The following is an 18,358-nucleotide window of genomic DNA, read 5'->3' on the forward strand; positions in this document are numbered from 1 at the left end:
AGCATTGTCTCTCCGGGCCCCACCGCTCAGCCGAACACGGCGTTGGGTTCGGCCCGCTGCAGGGCCTGGGCAGCCGCATCCTTCACACTCCCGTAATGCGCCGGCCCATGCCCTGGCAAAATGGTGTCGGCGTCGATTCCCCCAAGCACGACCAGGGACGTGAGGGCCCGCTCGCGGTCCGCGTGGAACATGTCGGGCAGCAGCTGGGGGCCGGTGAGCTGAGAGGTCGGGTGGCCGGTCACCAGGGCGTCACCACTGACAAGCACGCCGCTGTTGGGCAGGTGGTAGACGCAGTGCCCCAGCGTGTGTCCCGGTGTGTGGATCGGGATGGGAGCTCCCGGAAGATCGAGAGGGCCGGGCGCGGGAAAGGGGCGCGGACCAAGGACGGGCACGTGGTAGGTCCCGCCGGCTCGGAGCGCATGGAACGCCCAGGGCAGGACGCCGGGGCGCAGAGCCTGTGAGAGGACCTGACCGGTGGACACCTGTTGCAGAAAGTCCCGGCGCGCATGCGGAACCTCTTCCTCATGCATGAGAACAGGAACGTCGTGCAAGACTCGCAGGCGCTCGGCTGCCCCTATGTGGTCATTGTGGGCATGAGTGACCAACAGGGCTTTCACGGCGCCTTGGTGCAGCCCGATGGCGACCAGCGAGGCGAGCAGCCGCTCGTAGTCGGCCGGGTAGCCGCTGTCGATGAGGGTCGCGCTGTCCCCCTCCTTGACCACCACCCAGTTGGTATTGCTGCCTGATACCAGGTACACCTCATCGCTTATGCGGACAATATCGCTGTATCGGAATTTGTGGTACATATTTTCCTCTTGGTTGAAGCCCGCACAGACGAGAGAGCGGCAATCTGCGTGATCACCGCGCCGGTGAGGTGAAGACTGCCGCCGATTCGGTCGGAAGCAGCCCGGTACAGCGAGGGCGCAGACAGGTGCGCGCGCCCTATCGCGAGATGGCGTCAGTGGCGTAGTCCCACAGGCGGTCTGCGACCGTCGGATCGACGGCGTGCGCGGCGACGCCGCTGGCCTCACCCTTGTCGCCCGAGACGACCGCGGCCTCCTGATTGTCCTCGAAGTAGCGGCCGGTCACGCCGGCCACCAAGGGGGACGCCGCAAGCAGCACCGATCCGGCAGCTCCCTGCGGAGGGGTCTTGTAGTAGGGCAACGGCTTCACCTTGCCGTCGTCGTCCATCACACCGAAGGACCGCATGGTGTCGTCGTCGAGATGCCGCTGCAGGTTGGTCAGCACGTAACCGGGGTTGACCGCATTGGCCGTGATGCCCTCACTCCACCAGCGACGCGCGCCAACAGCGAGGAGGACATCAGCCGACTTGGACTGTCCGTAAGCTGCCCACGGATCATAGGGCCGCTGTTCGAACTGCGGGTCTGCCAAGTCGAGAGGGAAAGCGCGGTGTGCTCCCGAACTTACGATCACCATGCGGGCCGAACCCGATGCCTGCATCGACGGCAGAAGCGCGGTCGCCAGCGCAAAATGCCCCAGGTAGTTGGTGGCCAGCTGCATTTCCCAGCCCTCTGCGCTGGTCACCCGCTGCGGCAGGGCCATGATTCCGGCGTTGGCTACGAGGATGTCCAACGGCCCCTGCCACCCCTCGGCGAAATTGCGCACAGAAGAGAGGTCGGACAGTTCGAGCGCCTGGGCGCGCACGGGCCCGGCACCCGGGACACGGGACAGTTCGCTGGCAAGCAGCCCCGCCGTCTCTGGGCGTCGGGTGGCCACGATGACCTCCGCACCGGCCAGGGCAAGGGCTCTGACGGTTTCCGCACCGATGCCAGAGGTGCCGCCGGTGACCACGGCACGACGCCCTGCAAGATCGACACCGTCGATCACTTCAAGGGCAGTCGCACCGGGGGCAAAGGGAGTCGTGATCCGAGATGAAGCGTTCACAAGGAACTCCTGGGAGAAACATGGGCATGCTGACGCATCCGAAGTTACTGGCGCCCCTGTGAGCGATCCACGGCCGACTGTCCAGCAGACATATGCGATCGTCCAAGCCGCGCGCGAGTCGCAAAACCATGGGCAGCCATATCCGGCCGCGAGGAGGTCGCCGACTTGCCGGCCGGCCCGACTGCATCCCTCAGTCGGGCCGGCCCTTGCGGAACCCGCGTCAGTCGTCGAGCCGGTGGCACGGGTGCGCGTACGCGACCTCACGAAGCCCGGTTCGCACAATGTGCTGCCGAAGCCATTCCCTGTGCCGATGTGCTGGGGGTGTGGCTGTTTGGGTGTGGTGGTTCAGGGGGTGGTGTGGAGGGCTGTGTGGAGGGTGGCGGTGGCGAGGAGGACGGCGTGCTTGGCGGCTTCGGTGTCGTGGAGGGTGTGGAGCATGACGAAGTCGTGGACGATGCCGCCGAAGCGGGCGTTGGTGGCGGGGACGCCGGCCTGGCGCAGGCGGGCGGCGTAGGCTTCGCCCTCGTCGCGCAGGACGTCGGCCTCGGCGGTGATGATCAGGGCCGGGGGCAGGCCGGTGAGGTCTTCGAGGGTGGCCCGCAGGGGGGAGACGGTGATCTGGGCGCGTTCTTCCTCGCTGCGTGTGTACTGGTCCCAGAACCACTTCATGCCCTCGCGGGGGAGGAAGTAGCCCTCGGCGAACTGCTCGTAGGAGTCGGTGTCGAAGGCGGCGTTGGTGACGGGGTAGAACAGCACCTGCTTGACGAAGCGGACGTCGCCGCGTTCCTTGGCCAGCAGGGTCAGGGCGGTGGCCATGTTGCCGCCGACCGAGTCGCCCGAGACGGCGATGCGTGCGGGGTCGAGGTTCTTGTCGGTGCCGTTGGTGGTCACCCACTGCGCGACCGCGTAGCTCTGTTCGAGTGCGACGGGGTAGCCGAACTCCGGGGAGAGGTCGTACTCGGGGAAGACGACCGCGGCGTTCGCTCCGACGGCCAGGTCGCGCACGAGCCGGTCGTGGGTGTGCGCGTTGCCGAACACCCAGCCTGCGCCGTGGACGTAGAGGACGACCGGGAGGGTGGTGTTGGCCGAGCCGGCCGGGCGCACGATGCGTACCTTGACGCTGCCGGTGGGGCCGCCCAGTACCTCCAGCCACTCCTCGTCGATCTCCGGCTTGGCGATCGGGGCGTCCTGGACCTGGTCGACGGTCTTGCGGCCGTCCTGCGGGGTCAGCTGGTACAGGAACGGCGGCTGCGAGGTCGCGTCCACGAAAGCCTGCGCAGCAGGCTCCAGAGCGAGGTTGTGCGGGTTACCGGCCATGACGTACTCCCTGAACGATGTGAACTCGGAACACCCACAATCCTGGCCCCCCACCCCACCCGAAGCCCCTCGGATCAAGGCAGAAAACCCTCGGATCAAGACACGATCGCTCATCTCTGAACACACCAGGGGCTTCGAAAGGAAGTCCTAAGAGGTCTCCACGGAATCTTGTCGAGGTGTCCTGGCCGGGCGTGACCGATGTGATGGTTCGGCTGTTCGTGGTGTGCGGCGACTCGGTCGTGGATGGTGGACGGCGGCTTGCGGGCGCGAGTTGAACCGCTGCTGCCGCTGCTGCCGCTGCGGCCGGAGCGGTCGCCCGGGTCGGAGGCGGTGGATGACCGGCGGTGTCTGCAGGGCATTCTGTACGTCCTGCACCAGGACGTCGTCCAGCAACTCCTCCCTCCGGCAAGAGGTTCTGGTCCGGGCAGACCTGCCGGCGGTGCCTGGACCGTCGGCAGCGGGCCGGAGCCTTCGAGCAGCTGCACCGCATCCTGCTCACGGAGCTGCACGCGGCCGGCGCACTCGACTGGTCATGTGCGGGCGTGGACGACTCCCACGTCCGCGCGGAAGAATGGGCGAGCCGCGACCGGTCCGTCGCCGGCCGACCGGCGGAAGAGGACAGCAGACACCATCCGATCTGTGACGGCAAGCATCCCGCTGCATCTCCTCACCATCGCCGCCGACGTCAACGACCTCACTCAGACCCTCTATTTCGCCGACGGCATCCCGCCCGTCGCCGGACGGCCGGAACGGGCCTCGACGCCGCCCCAAGGCCGTCCTGGGCGACACGGCGTATGATTTGAAGGCCGTGCGCCGTGACCTACGACGCCGCCGGACCCTGTCGGTGATCTCCCGAGAGGGTGCCTCGAAATCAAGGGCCTGGGCGGGCTCTGCTACGTCGCCGAGCGGACCTTCGTCCTGCTTCACCCGTTCAAACGGCTCCCGTCCGAGGAGATCGTAGACCCGAACTCCACGAGGCATTCTTCTCGTTGGCCTGTGGCCTCACCTGCTGGCAATGGCTCAAGAACACCCACACATGATCGTGTCATGAGCTCCATGGCTGACAGACGTTGCTTCGACTCGCCACGTATCATGTTCAGCGCCACGGCAGTCAGGGGGCACACCGCGATACCCATCGCCCGCTGTCCGTGAACGCCGGTTATATGCTCGGCAGTTGCCGCGCATGGTATCAGTGAGGGAGACTGTGCGTAATGGATAGCCGGATAGGTTGGCCTGTATGGACGAAATATTCAATGGATCCGCGGGGAAAGCAGCATACGAACACGTGCGAGGTCTGCTGCACCCCGCGATCTTGAACCACAGCATCCGTGTCTACTTGATAGCCGATAGAGCTGCCGGTCGACTTTCACTTGCGACGGAGGAGCGCGAGGCATTGGCCGTCGCATGCCTCTTCCATGATGCTGGCACAGCGCCAGCTTATGACGGGCCGCAAAGGTTCGAAGTCGAAGGGGCTGATGCGGCTTCGAACTTCCTGGCCGAACGCGAATTTCACCCCACGCTACGCAAACAAGTATGGGAAGCCATCGCCCTGCACACTTCTCCAGGTCTTGCCGAAAGAATGGGGCCGCTGACCCGGCTCGTTCGGCTGGGAGTTACAGTTGATTTCGGCAGCACCGCGAGCGAAGTCGATGAAGAACTCCGCTTTTCCCTTCAAAAATTCCCTCGCGCCGGCATTGAAATCGTGCTCGGCGACGCTGTCGTCTCGCAAGCCGTGAGGTGCCCCAGCAAAGCCCCAGCATCCAGTTGGCCAGGCGGCCTGCTGGCTGCCCACCTGGCCAACCCCGAGAACACAGGCGTGAACGAGGCGTTCTGATTCGGATGCCGCTCGTACGGGCCGCCCTCATCAGAGGGGCATACCCAGCAGACACAGTGTACGGCTGGCTGCCCAAGCGATAACCTGACGGTTACGTAGGCGCGCTGCCTTCGCTCGCTTCGATTTGCCTCAATGCTTTATCCATATCAGCATGATCCCACACCTCGGCGATTTTGCCGTCTTCAAGGCGGTAAAATGTGAACTGCTTGATACGCACCCGGCGGCCGGTGGCCGAGATTCCTCGGAATGACCCGAGATGAGTACCGGTAACTTCGAAGTGCACCGCGATCAGCTCTCCGTCGATGGCAATACTGCGCGCCTCCCAGTGCCAGTCGGGAAACGCAGCGGTTACCGGGGCGAACTGTGCTGCAACAGCTTTCGGATTCATCGGAAGGTCGTTGATTTTGATTGTCGGAGTGTAGAACGAAGCCATACCATCGAAATCATGCTCATTGCAGCGCTCCAGATAAGAAAGATACAGAGATCGGTATTCGTCGTATTTGTTCAGCAAAGCGTTCTCGCATTTCGTATCTGGGTCGACATGTCGACAGGCGGATGCGCAGACGGTGTGCGGGTCCATCCGAGCAGCTGTCGGCAACCGCGACTTCTGAGGGCACTGCCGGCGAACGCCCGGCGGAATCACCGCCGGGTATTGAGCTGGACCTTCTATCTGACAGAGCGTCAGAAAATTGCTAATGATGCCACTTTTCGACCGCATCGCGAGGCGAGTACCAGATTGTGCGCTTGGCCGGACGTCCGGCCCATGTATCTTTTGGCCGTGCGGTGGAGACCGGGGCGGACCACTTCCGGGCGGAGCGGCTCAGTGGCCCTCAGGCACCGGTTCCAGTACGAAGACTGGAATCTGACGGTCGGTCTTCGCCTGGTAATCCGCATAGTCGGGCCACGCCTCAACCGCGCGCTCCCACCACAGGGCTTTTTCCTCGCCGTGTATCTCGCGTGCCTTCATGTCCCAGCGGTCCGGACCGTCCTGAACCTCGACCCGGGGGTCGGCAACAAGATTGTGGTACCACACCGGATGCTTTGGCGCCCCTCCCAGCGACGCGACGGCGGCGTAGCGTCCCTCGTGCTCTACGCGCATGAGGGGGGACTTGCGGATCTTTCCGCTCTTCGCGCCACGTGTCGTCAGCAGGATCACCGGTTCGCCGCGCAGGGTGGTCCCCTCCTTGCCACCGGAGCTCTCGTAGAGTTCGACCTGCTCGCGCACCCAGGGCTCGGGACTGGGTTCGTACTCGCCTGATAGCGGCATCTGACTCTCCTCGTCTGTGCAGTGCTCGTCCGTAACTTCACTCATCGTCCGGCACGGTTGTGCCGAACCACGTGTATGTTGCCATGTATCTCGATGGCGTATTGGTTTTGCGCAGCAACAAACACAACCTTTACATGTATCGCTCGTCCGATCGGGTCGATGACGCGAATCGGTGGTGTCGCGGAGGCGGGCGGTCGTCGAGTTCAGTAGGACCACAGGCACTCGGAACCTCTCCGCGGTCAAGCTGGTCCACACCCTCGGTCGTGAGCGGTTCGAAGCGCCTCTCTTCGTTTGATGAGCCGACGTGCAGAGCCCGGCCGCCGGCCGCACCCGTGCCGTCAACCGGCTGCGCGCCCGGCTCGCCGAGACCGCTCTGGAGGCTGCTGGATGCCAGCACACCCGCCTGTCCGGCGAGAAGCCCGCGGCCCAGACGGTGCTCACGCTCGCGCGGCAGGTGAGGGCCCCCAACCAGCAGGTCGCCGAAGTCGACTGGATACCAGTTTCGTACGATCGCCCGATGAAGAGACCTGCCAGATCAGACCCCGGGATCCGCAAGCGAATAGGGGTCAGGCTTGTTGCAGAATCCCGGATGCCAGAACCGATGGGGTGAGGTGTTTGTAGCCGACGCTTGAGAAGTAGACGAGGAGTTCGTGGTTGTCCTGGCTGAGGAGATGTCCCTCTCCCCAGAGCCGGTGCTGTACGGGAGCGCCGCCGTCGACGACGACTGGGCGGTGCGTGGGAGTCCTTTCCGGCGCGTGGTCGTTGTCACAGTTGCCGCAAGGCGCTGTGTAGGTTTCACCGAAGTACGCGAGCATTTCCGCCCGTCGGCAGCGCGTGGTTTCCGCGTAGTGGCGAGCCGCATCAAGGCGACTCGCCAATATCGCCTGACGCCGTTTGTCCCGCTTGAGGAGTTGTCCGATCAATTCGGCTGAGTTATAGGGTTGACGCCGCGGCTCAAGGGCGCGCTGGTGGCCGAAACCACGAACCTGGACGATGCCCATGTCCACCAGTTCGTTGACGACGCGGTTGACGCTGTGGGCAAAAACGTTGGCGGCCCGGGCCAAATCCGCGACAGTGATCTCGCAGCCCGCGTTCTCCATGGCATCGACAATGCGGTGAAGTGTTGACTCTCCCAGGTGAGTTCGCGCTGCGAGGCTGCGCGGAATGCGAATCGTGCGCGCGTCGTGCACCAGGATCGCTGACGCCGGCTGCCCGTCCCGGCCCGCCCTGCCGATCTCTTGATAGTAGTCGTCGATGCTCGCAGGCACACCCGCATGCACCACAGTCCGAATATCCGGTTTGTCCACGCCGAGGCCGAAAGCGCTGGTAGCAACTACAACATCGAGGTTCCCTGCGAAGAAGGCGTCCTGAACACCGGCTCGGGTGCCGGAGGACAGGCCGCCGTGGTAAGCAGCTGCCCGCAACCCGTTGCGCCGCAGACGATCGGCCAGAACCTCGCAGCGGGCATGGGTCAGGGCATATACCAGAGCTGGGGTCTCCTGCTGCAGGAGCACGTCGACGCAGCGATCATCGACTGCTTGCGGTTCGGTACTGGCCGGTTCGGTATAGCGCATGGTCAGCGAGATGTTCGGCCGGTCGAAGCCGCCGACCACCACCTCCGGCGTCTGCATGCCCAGGCGACGGGTGATGTCCGACTGGACAGGAGGCGAGGCCGTCGCGGTCAGGGCGAGAACCGGCGGACTGCCCAGGTTCGTCACAGCGTCCACCAGGCGCAGGTATTCGGGCCGGAACTCCTGGCCCCACTCGCTGACGAGATGTGCTTCGTCGACGCAGAACAGGCCGACGGCACGAGCTCCGGTACGAACTGCGGCTGCGGTCTCAGCGTTCGCGAGCTGCTCAGGCCCCATGAGAAGGAAATCCAGTTCACCCCTGGCGAGGAGATCCAGGGTTTTCCGCCGGTCGCGAACGGGCTGCGCCGAGTTCAACATGGCGGCCCTGACGGGACGCGACGCGTCATTCCGGCCCGTGATGGATCGCAATTGATCCCGCTGCAGCGCGATGAGCGGTGAGACGACCAGGGTCAGTCCTCCGATCAGCATCCCGGCAACCTGATAGATCGCGCTCTTGCCGCTACCAGTTGGCAGCACGGCGAGCGTGTCCCGGCCCTCGACCACCGCACGGACAGCCTGCTCCTGGGACGGCCGCAGAGTGAAGCCGAACAATGAGCGTGCTACTGCGGATGCCGTACGTCCCGATGCAGACATGAAGCAAGCCGTACCTTTCTGTAACGAACCGTCAGCGGATCATCCGCATGCGGTTGGTCTTTCACGTCCCGCTCTCAGCTCGCCATGAACGCGCAAGGAGCCGTCGTACGCGTTGTGCTGCAGGGGAAGGGGTGGGGGACGGCGATCCGCGAGCCTGTTCCACAGTCAGGCGGCCGGCAACCGGGTCGACGGGCACGGGGAACGTACCGGACCGTCCGGACGCGGAGTCGCGAGGACAACGCGCATGACGCCGCGGCGATCCGGCTCACTGGGGTTCCCGCACGAACTGCCCGGCCGGCGACGCGGCCTCTGCTGCAATGGTGATCAATCCGCTCTTCGCGTGCCGTCCTGACGTTTCCCACGCCGCCCCCGGACCGGCTCCTCGGACGCCCCCGACACCACCAGGTTCGGGCGCGGTCGGTAGTCATCCATCCGGACCGGCCGGCCGATATCCGGCGGTGACGCTGAACTCTCGGCCACCGCACAGCACGGCCATGCCGGGTGGGCATGCTTCTTCTGAGGACGACGCCTCACAGCCGGCGCGAGCTCTGGGGCAGTACACCGACCCGCAGCGTGGCTGTGCCCTTTGCATCCGTGTTCGCTGCCGGCGGCCGCGGATGCCTAGTCCGGCGGACCTTCGTGTCGGTCGGCAAACGATAGGCCGACGTCGGTTCAGTAGTCGGAGGAGGTATCGGCATCGGGGACGAGATGCATGGCGGCCTCCTCTGCCGAGGCGCCCGCACCGTCCAGCCCTTGATCGAAAGCTAGCAAGTCGGTCTCTGTGTTCTGTCGCGTTCCCTCGTCGGGTGCAACGAGACGTCCAGTCCGCTCGTAACCGACCTCCTCGTCGCGAGCCTCGCCGTCCGTGTCCCAGACATCTCCGATGCCATCACCTGCAGGTACTCCGACGTCCGGCACTTCCTCCGCGAGGCGCTCGTCCAGAGTTTCCCCTCGGCGCTGTTCCGACGCCGTCACGCCGCTGTGCTCCACACCCCACGGCTTCTCCGGGGGCGAGTACCCCTCGTCGAGAGCCTCGTCACCAGCCCGGTAGTCCAGAGTGTCCAAAGCATCCAGAATGCCGGTGTCGTCCTGGGGCTGTGACCCATCCGGCTGGTAGACGTCATCTCCCATGCCTTCGTCCATCATCAGTGCTGCTCCTTCGTCGAACGAGGGCCCGAGGGCCGCCTCGTATGAGGTAACAGGGAATACGGTCATGACAGCGTGCGCGGTGAGGAGTGCGGCTCACCCGGCGCTGCTCGTCGCGGCCGGCGTATGCGTCAGACGCGAAGCACAGGCAGGCCTGTAAGCCTCCGGGCTGCGACATCCGCGTGAGCGCGGGACACGTCGGTGAAGGCGTAGCGACTGACACGGAGATCGTGAAAGAGCCCGTCCCGCATCGCCTGAAACAGCTGTCCTGAGGCTTCACCGACGGTGGCTGTGTTCACATGATCCTGAACGCCTCCGCTCACCACCTCGATGCCGCGTCGCGTCACTTCCAGGGCGTCGGTCTGCAACTGCCCGGATGCGGCACCGATGGCGACGATCTTCCCGCCGGACCGTACCGCCGCCGCAGTCAGTTCTGCCGTGCCATGCCCGACGAAGTCGAAGACGACATCGACACCCTCCGGAGCGACCGCCCGTATCTTGGTCAGAGCTTCCGGGTCCTGAGAGTGAAAGGCGTGATGGGCGCCGGCTCGCACCTTGTCGAGTTTGCCCCTCGATCCGGCCACTCCGATGACGGTCGCGCCGAGTGCCATCGCCCAACGGGACAGGATGGATCCGACATTCCCGGAAGCACCTGCCACCAGCACCACCTCGCCGGGGGCGATGTCATGGAGAGCGCGCAGTCCCATCCATGCCGTCAGGCCCTTGGCGAGAAACGCCGCAGCCTGCTCATTGCTGATGTCCTGGGGCAACGCGACGAGGGAACTCGCGTCAATCAGTCGCTCGCTCGCGTAGGCACCCATGGAAGCGAAATAAGCAACTCGCTCACCGACATGGATGTCTGCCACACCCGGACCGACGGCTTCCACGACGCCTGAACCCTCGGAACCGAGCACCATGGGAAGAGGACCGTTGACGCGCCCGTCACGCAACATCGTGTCGAAGAAGTTCACGCCGACGGCTTCTTGCCTGATCTTCACCTCTCCCGGTCCCGGCTCCGCGACCTCCGCTGTCTCAACCCTCAATACCGAGGGCTCACCGTGCTCATGTATGCGAATGATCTTGGCCACGATCGACCCTCTTTCTTACCTCAAACAGCCGGCCGTTCGGCCGGCAACTGGCCTGCAGACGTACCGAGGTGGTGCCTCCGGCCCGCCTCCTCCCACAGCAGATGCGGCTCTGGAAGTCGGCGGTCCCAGCGCACCGGGTCAGCCGCGGAGGCGGTCGGCGATGTCCGTGAGATGGCGGCCCTGGTAGCGAGCCGACTCGAGTGTGGCCTCGTCGGGACCCTCGCCACCACCGCTGGGCCAGCTGGTGCCGTACGGGTTACCGCCCGACGCGAACAGGAGGGGGTCGGTGTAACCGGGCGGCACGATGATGGAGCCCCAGTGGTAGAAGACGTTGTTCAGGGCGAGGAGCGTGGATTCCTGACCGCCATGACGGTTCATCGCCGAAGTGAAGCTGGTGGCCGGCTTGTTGTGGAAGACGCCGGCCTGCCACAGACCACCGGTCGAGTCGATGAACTGCTTCAGCTGGGAGGCGACATTGCCGAACCGGGTGGGCGTGCCGAAAGCGTAGGCCGTGGCCCACTCAAGGTCCTCCAATGTCGCCTCGGGCACCTCGTGCTTGGTGGCGTCCGCGTGGACGCGCCAGGCGGGGTTGGCGTCAATGGCGCTGTCGGGCGCCAGCTCGGGCACACGGCGCAGCCGGACATCCGCGTTACGACTGGCTGCACCCTCCGCCACGGCCTGGGCAAGTCGATGCACGTTGCCGGTGGCGCTGTAAAAGATCACTGCAACTCGAGTACCCATGGTCGACTCCTGCTGTGTGCGAGGGGGGATCTGTGCCGGTTCGTGGCTCGGGCACCGCACTACGGTGCTGTGCTTCTTCGAGCTTGGAACTTGTTGGGTTGGCCGGCATCTGGCCTGACCAGACTGCATCCTTGATCTGCTCGACGCCCCTCAGTTATGGGCAGGAACCCCACGGATCAGGACGTCTCTTCTGTGTCGGCCACGACGCGACCACGCAGGACCGTGGCAGTACCGGCCCTACGGTCGAAGCCTCCGGCACCCGGATGCCGCTCTTGATCCACGCTGTTGCGGAACCCGGGCCGACAGCCCTCAGCTTGTAGTCATGGTCGCACTCCATGTCCCCCGCCCCCTGGTGGACAGCACTGCCGGCATCATCATGTAGGACACCGTCTCAAGCCTGTGACCTGTGACCGGGCATGGCCCGCGCTCGTTGGCCGACTTGCACAGTAGGCACAGGACGTTGCAACGCTTGGTCGTCCATCTCTGTGTCAGCCCCAACTGAGCAGGGAGCCGGCCCCGGGCCTCCGCCTCGGCTCCGGGGCCTTGGGCGAGGCCAGAACATGGATCGTGTCTTGATCCGAGGGTTTTCTGCCTTGATCCGAGGGGCTTCGGGTGGGGTGGGGGGCCAGGATTGTGGGTGTTCCGAGTTCACATCGTTCAGGGAGTACGTCATGGCCGGTAACCCGCACAACCTCGCTCTGGAGCCTGCTGCGCAGGCTTTCGTGGACGCGACCTCGCAGCCGCCGTTCCTGTACCAGCTGACCCCGCAGGACGGCCGCAAGACCGTCGACCAGGTCCAGGACGCCCCGATCGCCAAGCCGGAGATCGACGAGGAGTGGCTGGAGGTACTGGGCGGCCCCACCGGCAGCGTCAAGGTACGCATCGTGCGCCCGGCCGGCTCGGCCAACACCACCCTCCCGGTCGTCCTCTACGTCCACGGCGCAGGCTGGGTGTTCGGCAACGCGCACACCCACGACCGGCTCGTGCGCGACCTGGCCGTCGGAGCGAACGCCGCGGTCGTCTTCCCCGAGTACGACCTCTCCCCGGAGTTCGGCTACCCCGTCGCACTCGAACAGAGCTACGCGGTCGCGCAGTGGGTGACCACCAACGGCACCGACAAGAACCTCGACCCCGCACGCATCGCCGTCTCGGGCGACTCGGTCGGCGGCAACATGGCCACCGCCCTGACCCTGCTGGCCAAGGAACGCGGCGACGTCCGCTTCGTCAAGCAGGTGCTGTTCTACCCCGTCACCAACGCCGCCTTCGACACCGACTCCTACGAGCAGTTCGCCGAGGGCTACTTCCTCCCCCGCGAGGGCATGAAGTGGTTCTGGGACCAGTACACACGCAGCGAGGAAGAACGCGCCCAGATCACCGTCTCCCCCCTGCGGGCCACCCTCGAAGACCTCACCGGCCTGCCCCCGGCCCTGATCATCACCGCCGAGGCCGACGTCCTGCGCGACGAGGGCGAAGCCTACGCCGCCCGCCTGCGCCAGGCCGGCGTCCCCGCCACCAACGCCCGCTTCGGCGGCATCGTCCACGACTTCGTCATGCTCCACACCCTCCACGACACCGAAGCCGCCAAGCACGCCGTCCTCCTCGCCACCGCCACCCTCCACACAGCCCTCCACACCACCCCCTGAACCACCACACCCAAACAGCCACACCCCGAGCCTGGAGCCAGACACTCAGGGGCATCCAACGATCATCGGTGAGGACCAAGATGGACGACACGCAGAGGCATACTGCACAGATTGTCGACAGCACTGAGGCGAACAGATACGAAGCGCTCGTCGACGGGAAAGTGGCTGGTTTCGCCGAATATATCCGCACCAAGAGCCTCATCGCCTTCGTGCACACGGAGGTGAATGCAGGCTACGAAGGGCAGGGAATTGGCACGGCGCTGGTGCGCTCCTCGCTGGAAACAGCACGCGCCGACGGTCTTGACGTGCTCTCCGTCTGCCCCTTCTATACGGGGTGGATCGCCCGGCACCCCGAGTACCGGGACCTTCTCTACAAGAGTCGAAGCAAAGTGAATGACTGATGTCCTTCCCGACTGTTGATCCTTCGGATCGTACACGCCGACCCGGATCCGAGCGTTATAAGCCTGCTGGCACAGTGGTCAGCTTCGAGGCGCGGCGTTGCCTTCACCAGACGGAGTGCATCAAAGGGCTGCCGACGGTATTCGACGTCGAACGTAGGCCCTGGACCGACGTCGGCGCCTAGTCGGCCGATGACATTGCCGAAGTGGTGAGGCGTTGCCCCAGCGGAGCTCTGCAGTATCGCTTGGCCGGGGGGCGGGACGAGGCAACCAGCCTTTTTGTGACCACAGCGGACGCTGCGCGGAGCAGTCCTGAACAATTCGAATAGCGGGACTACGTGGATTGATCGTCTCGTATGGTGGTCACATGGAAAAGAAGACGTACGCGCTGTCGGCTACCGAAATGCAGACATGGCGCGGATTGCTCTTGATGAATGACCTGCTGGTCGGTCGCACTACGCGCCCCATCCAGAGCGAGTTCGGTATTTCAGAAGCTGATTTCGCCGTGCTGACAGAGCTGACGCAAGGTCCTGACGGATGGATGCGTATATCCGACTTGGCCAGCAGTCTGGTATGGGAAAAAAGTCGGCTGTCGCATCAGATCGGACGCATGGAGAAACGGGATCTTGTCATCAGAAAAGAATGTTCTGGCGACAAGAGAGGTATTCTCGTTGCCGCGACCCCGGAAGGCAGATGGCCAATCACCTTAGCTGCTCCTCGTCATGCCGAAGAAGTCCGTAGGCTCTTCTTCAGTCATCTGTCTCCCCGGCAAATAGTTCTGCTCATGGCGATCACCGACTGCATCATCAAAGCGATTCGCGCCGATATTGAAGCGCCCTGAACACCTCTACCGCCCGATTGCATGGGGGAAAAATGACACAGGCCACCGAGAAACCGCGAGTTGTCATCATGACCGTGGACGACGACCCGGGTGTCTCCCGAGCTGTCGCTCGGGACCTGCGACGGCGCTACGGTGCCACCTACCGCATCGTGCGCGCGGAGTCCGGCGAGTCCGCACTGCAGGCACTGCGCGAGTTGAAGCTCCGCGGCGACCTGGTGGCCGTACTCATGGCCGACCACCGCATGCCGCAGATGAACGGCATCGAATTCCTCGAGCAGGCGATGGACATCTACCCGAGTGCGCGGCGTGTACTGCTGACCGCGTACGCGGACACCAACGCGGCGATCGACGCGATCAATGTCGTCGACCTCGACCACTACCTGCTGAAACCCTGGGACCCGCCGGCAGAGAAGCTCTACCCGGTCCTGGACGACCTGCTCCAGGCGTGGCACACGGGCGACCATCGCCCGGTGCCCAGCATCAAACTGATTGGGCACCGCTGGTCAGCCCGTTCCTCCGAAGCCCGCGAGTTCCTGGCCCGCAACCAGGTGCCCTACCGCTGGTACTCGGCCGATGAGCCCGAGGGGCAGCGGCTGTTGTCGGCTGCAGGCCAGGACGGACAGCGGCTGCCCGTAGTCGTCACCCCGGACGGCACGCTGCTGGTCGAGCCGGACACCCGCGAGCTTGCCGCGAGGGTGGGTCTGGCGACCACTCCGGCCACCGATTTCTACGATCTGATTGTCATCGGAGGCGGCCCGGCCGGCCTGGGCGCAGCCGTCTACGGCGCGTCCGAGGGACTGCGGACAGTGCTGGTGGAGCGCTCGGCGACCGGCGGCCAGGCCGGGCAGAGTTCGCGGATCGAGAACTACCTGGGCTTCCCCGACGGCGTCTCCGGAGGTCAGCTCACCGAACGCGCTCGCAGGCAGGCGGCTAAATTCGGTGCCGAGGTTCTCACCACACGCGAGGTGACAGGGCTTGAGGCCAGCGGCGCGGCGCGCATCGTGCGCTTCTCCGACGGCTCAGCGATCACCGCCCACAGCGTGATCCTCGCGACAGGTGTGTCCTACCGGCAGCTTCCCGCCCCAGGCGCCGACGAACTGATCGGCTGCGGCGTGTTCTACGGTTCGGCGCTGACCGAGGCAGCCTCCTGCGAAGGCCACGATGTGTACATCGTGGGCGGCGCCAACTCCGCGGGTCAGGCAGCGATGCACCTGGCACGCAACGCCAAGTCGGTGACGCTGCTGGTGCGGGGATCGTCCTTGGCGGCATCAATGTCGCATTACCTGATCCAGCAGATTGAGCAGACGTCCAACATCCAGGTGCGCCACGACACGGTCGTGGAGGCTGCCCACGGCTCCGGACACCTGCAACAGCTCACCTTGCGCGACACGCAGTCCGGCCACAGCGAAATCGTCGACGCGCAGTGGCTGTTCGTCTTCATCGGCGCAGCCCCGCGCACCGACTGGCTGAACGAAACCGTGCTGCGGGACAGGCGCGGGTTCATCCTAGCCGGCCCCGACCTCACCCCTGACGGACGACCTCCGGCCGACTGGGAATTGGACCGGCCGCCGTACCACCTGGAAACCAGCATCCCCGGCATCTTCGTAGCGGGCGACGCACGCGCAGAATCCGCCAAGCGCGTCGCCTCCGCCGTCGGCGAGGGTGCCATGGCCGTCATGCTCGTCCACCGCTACCTGGAGCAGTCATGAGCAGGCGGCCCATGCCGTGCAGCGTCCAGGAGATCAGGCAACTGTTCCTGTTCGAGAAGCTGACGCCCGAGCAACTGGGACGGCTCTGCGCCGCAGGCCGGGTGGAGCTGTTCGAACCAGGCGTCATCTACACCGAGGGACAACCCGCGACGTGTTTCTACGTACTGCTTGAGGGCACCGTCGTCCTCTCCCGCCGGGTCGGTGGGGACGACGTAGAAGTCAACCGGACCAGCCGACCCGGTGTGTACGCGGGTGCCTTGCAGGCATATCTCGGGGACCGAACGCCGCAGATCTACAACCACACTCTGCACATCACCGGACCGACCAGATTCTTCGTGCTGCCGGCCGACACGTTCGCCGGCATCGTGCAGGAATGGTTCCCCATGGCCGTCCATCTGCTGGAGGGCCTGTTCTTCGGGGTGAAAAACATGCAGCAGGCCATCGGGCAGCGAGAGCGGCTGCTGGCGTTGGGGTCGTTGTCCGCAGGGCTCACCCACGAGTTGAACAATCCGGCCGCCGCGGCCGCCCGGGCGGCCGCTTCACTGCGTGAACGGATCGCCAGGATGCGCCACGAGCTCGCTGCGGTCACCGACAGTCCTCTCATCCGAGAGGCACTCGCGGAGCTGATCGGGTTCCAGGAGCAGACAGCCGACCGCGTGGCCAAGGCACCGGCACTCAGCCCGCTGCAAGCAGCCGACCGGGAAGACACCCTCACAGAGTGGCTGGAGGACCACGGCATCGAGCAGAGCTGGCAGGTGGCGCCCACTTTCGTCCAAGCCGGCCTGGACAGCGAATGGCTGGACCGCGTTGAATCGATGCTGGACGAACGAATCCTGCCGTCGGCGATCGGCTGGCTCCACTCCACCGTCGAGACCGAACTGCTCCTGGACGAGATCACAGACTCCACCGCTCGCATCTCGCACCTCATCGACGCCGCCAAGCAGTACTCCCAGCTGGACCGAGCACCCTTCCGTATGGTCGATGTACACGAGCTCCTCGACAGCACCCTTCTGATGCTGAACAGCAAGATCGGAACCCGGATCACGGTCGTCAGACAGTACGACGAGACGCTGCCGAAGGTTCCCGCCCATCCCGCTGAACTCAACCAGGTGTGGACCAATCTGATCGACAACGCGGTCGCTGCCATGAACGGCGCCGACCGGGACGGCACGCTCACTGTGCGGACCGCGCGCGCCAACGACCAACTGCTCGTGGAGATCCAGGACACCGGCACCGGTATCGACGCCGAGATCCGCGACCGGATCTTCGACCCGTTCTTCACCACCAAGCCAGTAGGCGAGGGCACCGGGCTCGGCCTGGACATTTCATGGCGCATCGTCACCAACAAGCACCATGGAAGCCTCCGCGTCAAGTCCGTTCCTGGCAATACTCGTTTCCAGGTACTGCTTCCGCTTACCGCTACTCAACCCGATCCGACTGAGGAGACACCATGACCGGCAACCCTGCAATCGATCCCACCGTCGCGCCGAGCGGCACCGGCTGTGTTGAGTGCCTGGCGACGAATGGCTGGTGGTTCCACCTCAGGCGCTGTGCGCTCTGCGGGCACGTCGGCTGCTGCGACAGTTCACAGGGGCAGCACGCCACTGCTCACTACAAGGCCACAGGGCATCCGGTGGTCCAGAGCTTTGAACCGGGAGAGGAGTGGTTCTGGGACTACGCCGCCAACAAGGGGCGCGAGTCCGGCCCTCTGCTGGCTCCGCCTGGAAGCCATCCCGAGGAGCAGCCGGCCCCAGGGCCGGCAGGACGGGTACCGGCGAACTGGGTGGAGCTCCTCCACCGCTAGATGAATGAGTCCGATGTCCCTGGGGTTCGCAGAGGATCAAGGTGCTGCTTCCCATGGTTCGGCTCGTTGGTGCGGTGGGCGCGTACCTGGCGAGGTCCATGGTCAACCCGGCCTGAGGTGCGCAGCGTCGTTCCCGCATCCGGATGAGCGGCGGCGTCGTCCGCTGAGGGGGGCCGTGGCCCAGGATCCTGGGCCACGGCGGGATCGGGGCGGTCGCCCAGGCGGCCGGGATCAGCGAGACCACAGTCCGCGAGGGCGTGGACGAGCGGGAAGCCGGGGCGGAACCGCTGGGCCGGGTCCGCCGCCCCGTGTCGTTCACCTGTCGCTCTCCTCCGCGAAGAAGACCTCGGCTTCTCACGGGACCTCGATCGTCCTGGCCTGCTCGGTCGGAACCTCAGGTCCCAGTCTCCAGGTGTGCACGATCAACGGGAAGCTTCATG

18 protein-coding genes and 1 pseudogene are annotated in these 18,358 nt (G+C 65.1%); 10 read left to right on the plus strand and 9 right to left on the minus strand.

All coding sequences use genetic code 11. The annotated features are described in order from the left end of the window. Nucleotides 1–26 precede the first annotated feature (26 nt). From Sfulv_RS28470 to Sfulv_RS28480, 3 genes are all read right to left on the minus strand, one after another. Nucleotides 27–806, minus strand: a complete 780-nt coding sequence (locus tag Sfulv_RS28470) for an MBL fold metallo-hydrolase (RefSeq protein ID WP_173317279.1) — start codon at nt 804–806, stop codon at nt 27–29. Between the two features lie 136 nt (nt 807–942). Next, nucleotides 943–1,905, minus strand: coding sequence for an SDR family NAD(P)-dependent oxidoreductase (locus Sfulv_RS28475; RefSeq protein WP_173317280.1), 963 nt, complete (start codon nt 1,903–1,905; stop codon nt 943–945). 345 nt (nt 1,906–2,250) lie between these two features. Continuing rightward, nucleotides 2,251–3,222: an alpha/beta hydrolase gene (locus tag Sfulv_RS28480; RefSeq protein ID WP_173317281.1), complete on the minus strand. Its 972-nt coding sequence runs from the start codon at nt 3,220–3,222 to the stop codon at nt 2,251–2,253. Between the two features lie 639 nt (nt 3,223–3,861). Between Sfulv_RS28480 and Sfulv_RS28485 the strand changes: the two genes are divergently transcribed. Together Sfulv_RS28485 and Sfulv_RS28490 are read left to right on the plus strand one after the other, a co-directional pair. Continuing rightward, nucleotides 3,862–4,020: a hypothetical protein gene (locus Sfulv_RS28485; protein WP_173317282.1), complete on the plus strand. Its 159-nt coding sequence runs from the start codon at nt 3,862–3,864 to the stop codon at nt 4,018–4,020. Nucleotides 4,021–4,459: 439 nt separating this feature from the next. Further along, nucleotides 4,460–5,056 (plus strand): HD domain-containing protein, encoded by a 597-nt coding sequence (locus Sfulv_RS28490; RefSeq protein WP_173317283.1) that lies wholly within the window; start codon nt 4,460–4,462, stop codon nt 5,054–5,056. 91 nt (nt 5,057–5,147) lie between these two features. Here the strand turns inward: Sfulv_RS28490 and Sfulv_RS28495 are convergent, their stop codons facing one another. The 6 genes from Sfulv_RS28495 to wrbA form a co-directional block, all read right to left on the minus strand. After that, on the minus strand, nt 5,148–5,636 hold the full coding sequence (locus Sfulv_RS28495; RefSeq protein WP_173317284.1) for an ester cyclase: 489 nt from the start codon (nt 5,634–5,636) through the stop codon (nt 5,148–5,150). A gap of 240 nt (nt 5,637–5,876) precedes the next feature. After that, nucleotides 5,877–6,323: a nitroreductase family deazaflavin-dependent oxidoreductase gene (locus Sfulv_RS28500; protein WP_173317285.1), complete on the minus strand. Its 447-nt coding sequence runs from the start codon at nt 6,321–6,323 to the stop codon at nt 5,877–5,879. 566 nt (nt 6,324–6,889) lie between these two features. Further along, nucleotides 6,890–8,506 carry a RecQ family ATP-dependent DNA helicase gene (locus tag Sfulv_RS28505; protein ID WP_173317286.1) on the minus strand — a complete coding sequence of 539 codons (1,617 nt, stop codon included), beginning with the start codon at nt 8,504–8,506 and terminating at the stop codon, nt 6,890–6,892. 714 nt (nt 8,507–9,220) lie between these two features. After that, a complete protein-coding gene (locus Sfulv_RS28510) occupies nt 9,221–9,694 on the minus strand; it encodes a DUF5709 domain-containing protein (protein WP_173318298.1) in 474 nt (157 codons plus the stop codon). A 131-nt stretch (nt 9,695–9,825) separates the two neighbouring features. Beyond that, nucleotides 9,826–10,782: a zinc-binding dehydrogenase gene (locus tag Sfulv_RS28515; RefSeq protein WP_218578078.1), complete on the minus strand. Its 957-nt coding sequence runs from the start codon at nt 10,780–10,782 to the stop codon at nt 9,826–9,828. Between the two features lie 138 nt (nt 10,783–10,920). Continuing rightward, a complete protein-coding gene (wrbA, locus tag Sfulv_RS28520) occupies nt 10,921–11,523 on the minus strand; it encodes an NAD(P)H:quinone oxidoreductase (RefSeq protein WP_173317287.1) in 603 nt (200 codons plus the stop codon). A gap of 671 nt (nt 11,524–12,194) precedes the next feature. Here wrbA and Sfulv_RS28525 point away from each other — a divergent pair. The 8 genes and pseudogenes from Sfulv_RS28525 to Sfulv_RS31770 form a co-directional block, all read left to right on the plus strand. Beyond that, nucleotides 12,195–13,166 carry an alpha/beta hydrolase gene (locus tag Sfulv_RS28525; protein WP_173317281.1) on the plus strand — a complete coding sequence of 324 codons (972 nt, stop codon included), beginning with the start codon at nt 12,195–12,197 and terminating at the stop codon, nt 13,164–13,166. 80 nt (nt 13,167–13,246) lie between these two features. Continuing rightward, on the plus strand, nt 13,247–13,567 hold the full coding sequence (locus Sfulv_RS28530) for a GNAT family N-acetyltransferase (protein WP_173317288.1): 321 nt from the start codon (nt 13,247–13,249) through the stop codon (nt 13,565–13,567). Further along, complete coding sequence (locus Sfulv_RS28535) at nt 13,567–13,749, plus strand: (4Fe-4S)-binding protein (protein ID WP_173317289.1); 183 nt, start codon at nt 13,567–13,569, stop codon at nt 13,747–13,749. The genes Sfulv_RS28530 and Sfulv_RS28535 overlap by 1 nt, the downstream gene beginning before the upstream one ends. A gap of 182 nt (nt 13,750–13,931) precedes the next feature. Continuing rightward, nucleotides 13,932–14,405 carry a MarR family winged helix-turn-helix transcriptional regulator gene (locus Sfulv_RS28545; RefSeq protein WP_246353274.1) on the plus strand — a complete coding sequence of 158 codons (474 nt, stop codon included), beginning with the start codon at nt 13,932–13,934 and terminating at the stop codon, nt 14,403–14,405. A 32-nt stretch (nt 14,406–14,437) separates the two neighbouring features. Then, the gene (locus Sfulv_RS28550) at nt 14,438–16,114 is read left to right on the plus strand and encodes an NAD(P)/FAD-dependent oxidoreductase (RefSeq protein WP_173317291.1); all 1,677 of its coding nucleotides are present in this window, start codon (nt 14,438–14,440) and stop codon (nt 16,112–16,114) included. After that, nucleotides 16,111–17,568, plus strand: a complete 1,458-nt coding sequence (locus Sfulv_RS28555; RefSeq protein WP_173317292.1) for an ATP-binding protein — start codon at nt 16,111–16,113, stop codon at nt 17,566–17,568. Before Sfulv_RS28550 ends, Sfulv_RS28555 begins: the two co-directional genes overlap by 4 nt. Continuing rightward, complete coding sequence (locus tag Sfulv_RS28560; protein ID WP_173317293.1) at nt 17,565–17,918, plus strand: UBP-type zinc finger domain-containing protein; 354 nt, start codon at nt 17,565–17,567, stop codon at nt 17,916–17,918. Before Sfulv_RS28555 ends, Sfulv_RS28560 begins: the two co-directional genes overlap by 4 nt. A 112-nt stretch (nt 17,919–18,030) precedes the next feature. Then, a pseudogene (locus Sfulv_RS31770) lies at nt 18,031–18,226 on the plus strand (ISAzo13 family transposase); the annotation flags it as partial. Nucleotides 18,227–18,358: the final 132 nt, after the last annotated feature.

It is taken from the genome of Streptomyces fulvorobeus (assembly GCF_013167895.1).
In the GTDB taxonomy this organism is placed as follows: Bacteria; Actinomycetota; Actinomycetes; order Streptomycetales; family Streptomycetaceae; genus Streptomyces; species Streptomyces fulvorobeus.